Source organism: Calothrix anomala FACHB-343, assembly GCF_014696435.1.
GTDB classification, from domain to species: Bacteria; Cyanobacteriota; Cyanobacteriia; order Cyanobacteriales; family Nostocaceae; genus Aulosira; species Aulosira anomala_A.
On sequence record NZ_JACJQG010000138.1, the window covers coordinates 1 to 5,666 of the forward strand.

Genomic DNA, 5,666 nt, shown 5'->3' on the forward strand with positions numbered 1-5,666 from the left:
ACTACTTGATACTCCATCAGCCTTCGCCACTCGTCAGCCGTCAGTTGATCAAATGGTTTATCCAACAATTCCTCGCAAGAACTGGTTTCGAGACTAGGCAATACTTCGACCATCGACAACGACCACACAGCATCGAATGCAGAATCACAGGGCACTTGCTGCTGATGCTCTGATGAGGCTCTTTTCACCCACCAGCGACCATCAGTGCATCCGGCTGAACCTAGCTTTTTGTCGTTGTTGTAGATACCGTCATCGAGGAGTTCAAAGCCAAATTTCTCACATTCCAAGGCAATTTGTGCCATAACTTCGTTACCCGTAGTATTGGCTGGAACTTTTTGCTTTTGTACAGGTAGTGTGCCTTGCTTGTGGTGCCAAGTGACGTGGCTGTGGCACTTAGCCCAGCTGTTTGCACGGTGTACTTCGGTTGAGTTCACACTCACTACCCAGCGTTGGGTTATGAATTCGTCGTGGTCGTAGGTGATGCTAGCTATTAGTTTGTCGCCAACGTAAATTTCATAGTCGTAGCAGCTGATTTCGATAACGGTGAATTCTTCGGTTGCTACAACCTCACCCTGTTGTGTGATGTGCTGCTCTAGTTCTGCTTGAGCTATCCTTTGCTCATCAACGACGAAAGAAGCGAAAATTGCTTGCTGTGTCTGCGTTGTATGGGTCATAATGAAAATCTCCAGTAAATTTGGATAAAAGGCGATCGCAAAGTTTCTCAGGCCGAGCGATCGCCTTTGTTTTTGATGTACAAAAGAGCGCTGTGCAAATGAAACGCTCTCACAATAGAATCAGCGAAGCTGTAAAAATATTTGAATTACGGGCGTATGTGCGATAAATAACCAATTTTTTAGACTTAGTTAGGTCATCGGAATCATCTCCGGTGGCTTGAGCATTACAAGTTTGGCATCCGGCTGCTAGTCCCGGTGGCATTGGGTTTTGTGGGTACCTAAACAGAATACATGCGTCAGTCGCCAGGAGCCATAATTCTCTTGCTTGTATTCTGTGCGACTGGTTCGGCAGTCAGTTGGCGGGGTTCCTCCGCTTAAAGGAACTGCCGTTAGCGCAGCGTAAAGCCTTCTTTTCTCCCTCATAGAGACGCACTTTCGTTCAATCAGTCGCAGGTTTGAATCCCCAACTGATTGGTTCTGACTCCTGACTCCTGACTCCTTCTTGCTCTCCTTAACAATATAGTGCAACCTTTAGTTGCAATTGTCAACCCCTAATTGCACAATTTTGGTTTCTTTCAAACACAGTAATTCAGCCAAGGTACAGCCAAATACTTTACATAAGCCAGTAACAAGTTCAGGGGAAGCACTTTTGACTTCTGTGAATGTTTCCATCCGGTTCAAATATTGCCGAGACATATCTACGTCATATTCAGCAAGCTTTTTAGATAAAGTTACTAATGGCATATCACCACGCAGTGAGCGCATTTTCTGCCCGCGCTCCTTTGTCCATCTAATAGATCCCACTTCAGTTAGTGGTAACATTACAACCTCTGACATTTCTGATTGGCTGGACATATTATGCAATCTTTAGTTGACAAAAACAATAGCTAAGTGCAACTATTAGTATCAGGTAAAAAGCGGGAATTACTAGCAGATGACAAGCAATGTAAGCTCTAAGCTTTGAGATTCTGGTGCAAGGGGTATATGGTGTGGAGAACGAAGTAGAGAATTTTTGAAGCTACAAACTGGCCCCTTGAAATCTGATCGTCTACGTCCTAATCCTAATGGCTATAACTATATTAAGCATTGTATAAATTGATGTTGTTGATTATTAAGTAGGATGAGTTGCAATTGATTTTAATCATTCGTGAGCCTGCTACCCTTGAACAGATAAACGAAATGCTGAAAACTTGGGATGTGTTCATTAAAATGGCAGTTGATATCGAACGTAAAATTCTTGCAGGTGGTGGCGTTCGCCATTACGAATGCGAACAAGAGCTACTCAAAGATGGAAGCCGACAACGCGATATTTGGGGTGCTGATTGGTCGCCTTTCACTCAAGAAATCGTGTTTGAGTCAATCATCAACATTCGCCCAAGCCAGAATAACCGTAGTATGATCATACAGTCGCCGCAAATTCGCCAACAAGTAATCCAAATTACCCAGCAATTGCTAGGAGGATTGTAATGCCTAACTGGAGCGCAATTGAAGCTAGTTTTTTACATCTAACCCAGCCACAGCAATTAGGGGAATTGGCAGCTTGTTTAGCAAGGCTCAAATCTTGGGTAAAAAATAGTGCAAAGGGCGAAATAGTTCCAATATTGTTAGAAGAGAGCTTGTTGTATTCGTCTTTGATACAGCAAAACAGTGGAGTTAATTATGTTGAATTAAATCAACTAATAGAGGTATTACAAGATTGGAAACTCAATTGGGTCAACACTTGGAGCGAATCGACCCAAAGCGCAAATATGGCAGATTGTGCATCTACTTGGTCAGTGCGAGTATTAGATATGTCTGGTTTGTTGACCAATCAATCCATAAGTGCATAGAGATTCAAGAACTTAAAAAAGAGCAAGAAACACAGAAAAAAAGGGTAGCAGCAAATCTAGACATAATTCAGCTACTCTCATACTTAATTAGTAAGTTACACCAAAGAAAAATCCGAAGATAGCACCTAATAATGCACATATCTGTATGACTTTTGTTGGCTCTATGTATTTATTCGTGTATTTATATACCCCAGAATCTGGGCTGACAAAAGATAAAAATGTATACAGCAAGAAATAAAATATTGTGGGAGTCAGACCTCCTAGAAGAAATCCGTAAACAGCCCAAGCCAAGCCAAAAAAAACAGATGTCATTATTTCTGTCTGTATTACTCAGAGTACTTATACTTATTTACCATAAAAAGAAGCAAGAATAGGCTCAATGGCTTAATCATGGAATGATTTCGCCCAATGTGAAACATTAAAATCAATACTTATCCTTTAGATGCTAAACATAGCAAATAATTGTGTGAGTATAACTGCGACTCATAAAAGTCCAGTTCCTAACTTGTAGAGAGGGAGAAAATCTACCTAATGAGGAATTTTCATGTTCAGTAAATTGGATTAAATTGCACAAAATGAACTGATTTGTCGCTGCAACCAGATGGATAGCAACCCCCAGCCCCAACCGCCCTTCAACGAAACCAATGAAAACACCCCAGAAATTGGCGGTGGGTTGCCTGTAATTGAGTATTGGGCAAAGCACACACTGTCGCCAGAAGGGCCAAAGTTATGGAAAACCCTGTTTCACAAGAGTGCTTGCCTGTCTTGCTCCTGGGGGACTGGTGGACAAAAAGGTGGATTCACCAATGAAGTGGGTGAGAAACTGCAACGCTGCATGAAAAGTGTAGAAGCAATTTCAGCCGAAATCCAACCTCCGGTTCCAGTCCACTTCTTTGATTCCTACACAATTACTGACCTACAACAGCTATCTTCTATGGAAGCGGATAGATTGGGAAGACTTAGCTTCCCGGTGATTCGACGAGCTGGTAGTGACCATTATGAGCGCATTTCTTGGGATGAGATTTATACGATCGCTACGGCTGCTTTTCTTCAACCGCCAGAGCGAGTTGCATCCTACAGTTCCGGGCGTGGTTCCAACGAAGCAGCATTTTTACTACAGCTGCTACTGCGAACCCTGGGTTCCAATAATTTGGCAGATTGTTCAGATCTGTGCCATGCTCCTTCTACAACCGCACTCAAGGAGATGTTTGGCACAAACACCTCAATCGTCAGCTTGGAAAGCTTAAAGCAGGCAGATTGTGTAGTGTTAGCAGGGTCAAATTCTGCTTACAACCATCCACGTTTGATGAATGAGTTGATCAAACTGCGAGACAGGGGTGGCAAAGTGATTGTGATCAATCCGGTGATGGAAATTGGATTGGTGAAATTTGGCTCTCCGGCATTCCCAATTAAGTCTCTGATTCCAGGTTCTGAGATTGCTTCGCTGTATCTCCAACCGATTCCCGGTAGTGATGTGGCACTGTTTGTGGGCATTCAGAAAGCGTTAATTGAACAGGGGTTTGTGCAATACGACTTTTTGCAAGCACATACCCAAGGGTGGGAAGCGATATTAGAACAGGCGCGATCGCTTTCTTGGGAAACGATCGCGGCTACCTGCGGCGTGTCCCAGCCAGAAATTGCAGCAGCCGCAACCATCATTGGTACATCAAAGGGTGTGGTTTTTGGTTGGGCAATGGGAATTACGCAACATACCAATGGTGTCGATAACGTCTACAGTATCGCCAATACAGCGTTAATTAGCGGTCAGATTGCCAGAATGGGAGCCGGAGTCATGCCGGTACGGGGACATTCTAACGTCCAGGGCTTTGGCTCAATGGGTGTCACCGTCAAGCTCAAAGAAGAAATTAAGCAAGCTTTGGAGAAGTTGTTGGGGCGATCGCTCTCTTTACCCAAGGGTTATCATACTCGTGACCTCATCGAAGCAGCCCAAGCGGGCAAAGTAGATAGTCTCATCTGTGTAGGTGGTAATATATATGGTGCTAATCCTGACTCAGCACAGGCAAAACGGGCATTGGGTAACATCGATACCATCATCTATCTCGCTACTAAACCCAATATTGGGCACTTTCACGGATTGGCGAAAACTCACACAATCATTATTCCTGTGCTCAACCGATTTGAGAACCCCCACAAAACCACCGTTGAATCGGGTAACAACTTTGTGCGCCTCAATGATGAAGGTAAAACTCACCTCAAGAATGCAGATTTAATTTCCGAAGTTGAGTTTTTAACTGAACTAGCCCATCGTTTGCTGGGTAATTATCCCGTCGAATGGCGCAAACTACAAGATACTCGCTACGTGCGGCAACTGATTGCCACAACCATTCCCGGCTATGAAAAAATCGCGACGATTGACGACACCAGTGAAGAGTTCACCATCTCTGGGCGTATCGTCACCGAACCCCATTTTAAAACGCCCTCAGGTAAGGCAAAAATGTTGACTACGCCACTGCCGAATCTGGCTTTACCTCAACCTCAAGATTTTGACATTGATCCTAGAGCGAATAGTCTCGTGCTGGCATTAATGACTGGACGCAGTTATTCCCAACACAACACAGTGGTTTATAAAATTGACGATCAGTACCGGGGAATGCCCCATCGCCACTGCATTTTGATGAACCGCTTGGATGCAGAAAAAATTGGGTTAGCCGAACACGATCGCGTCACAGTCCAGGGCGATGCCGATAAACTAGAAAATGTAGAAGTGATTTACGGTGCTGTACGCGAAGGTGCAGCGTTGATGTTTTATCCCGAAGTGAACGTCATTTTTAAAGCCAGAACAGAAACACGCTGCGGTACGCCTGCTTACAAACGGGTGCCAGTGCTAGTGTATGCAAAACAGCGATCGCCACATTGATTGGCTTGGAGACCCAGTCCCATTGGTTGCGGTCAAACAAACTGTTGTTTCAATCCCGTTGCCAGGATTCGCTAAGTTTCAAGCCAATAAATGCGGTAGCCGCAGAGGTGCATAATTGTTTCAATCCCGTTGCCAGGATTCGCTAAGTTTCAAGGGTGCTGGTTTGGGGGCTGGTGTTTGTGACAACTCTCACCGCTAACTGCAAGCAGTGTAGCGGGAGCATCTCAGATTCACAAATGAGACTTTCTGCTTCACAGGCTGGGCATCCCCTAAGCCTCCACAGAC

General features: G+C 44.4%; 6 protein-coding genes. 3 read left to right on the forward strand and 3 right to left on the reverse strand.

Features of this window, described 5'->3' with window-relative positions; all coding sequences use genetic code 11:
• Both H6G08_RS36640 and H6G08_RS36645 read right to left on the reverse strand, forming a co-directional pair.
• Positions 1-674, reverse strand: a 674-nt coding sequence (locus H6G08_RS36640) for a hypothetical protein (RefSeq protein ID WP_190552193.1), incomplete at its 3' end; no start/stop codon positions are given.
• A 531-nt stretch (positions 675-1,205) separates the two neighbouring features.
• Entirely contained in the window at positions 1,206-1,511 is a 306-nt protein-coding gene (locus tag H6G08_RS36645; RefSeq protein WP_242046451.1) for a helix-turn-helix domain-containing protein, read from the reverse strand.
• A 294-nt stretch (positions 1,512-1,805) separates the two neighbouring features.
• On the opposite strand from H6G08_RS36645, the gene H6G08_RS36650 reads away from it, so the two are divergent.
• Positions 1,806-2,141, forward strand: a complete 336-nt coding sequence (locus tag H6G08_RS36650; RefSeq protein WP_190552194.1) for a DUF5674 family protein — start codon at positions 1,806-1,808, stop codon at positions 2,139-2,141.
• Positions 2,141-2,503 (forward strand): hypothetical protein, encoded by a 363-nt coding sequence (locus H6G08_RS36655; protein ID WP_190552196.1) that lies wholly within the window; start codon positions 2,141-2,143, stop codon positions 2,501-2,503. Before H6G08_RS36650 ends, H6G08_RS36655 begins: the two co-directional genes overlap by 1 nt.
• A gap of 87 nt (positions 2,504-2,590) precedes the next feature.
• Here the strand turns inward: H6G08_RS36655 and H6G08_RS36660 are convergent, their stop codons facing one another.
• Positions 2,591-2,815, reverse strand: coding sequence for a hypothetical protein (locus H6G08_RS36660; RefSeq protein WP_190552198.1), 225 nt, complete (start codon positions 2,813-2,815; stop codon positions 2,591-2,593).
• A 289-nt stretch (positions 2,816-3,104) separates the two neighbouring features.
• Between H6G08_RS36660 and H6G08_RS36665 the strand changes: the two genes are divergently transcribed.
• Positions 3,105-5,381 carry an FdhF/YdeP family oxidoreductase gene (locus H6G08_RS36665; RefSeq protein ID WP_190552200.1) on the forward strand — a complete coding sequence of 759 codons (2,277 nt, stop codon included), beginning with the start codon at positions 3,105-3,107 and terminating at the stop codon, positions 5,379-5,381.
• Positions 5,382-5,666: the final 285 nt, after the last annotated feature.

Bases quoted from the DNA above. Each gene is read 5' to 3' on its own strand.
- H6G08_RS36665 (WP_190552200.1), top strand. From the start codon at position 3,105: ATGGATAGCAACCCCCAGCCCCAACCGCCCTTCAACGAAACCAATGAA.
- H6G08_RS36645 (WP_242046451.1), bottom strand. From the start codon at position 1,511: ATGTCAGAGGTTGTAATGTTACCACTAACTGAAGTGGGATCTATTAGA.
- H6G08_RS36655 (WP_190552196.1), top strand. From the start codon at position 2,141: ATGCCTAACTGGAGCGCAATTGAAGCTAGTTTTTTACATCTAACCCAG.
- H6G08_RS36660 (WP_190552198.1), bottom strand. From the start codon at position 2,815: ATGACATCTGTTTTTTTTGGCTTGGCTTGGGCTGTTTACGGATTTCTT.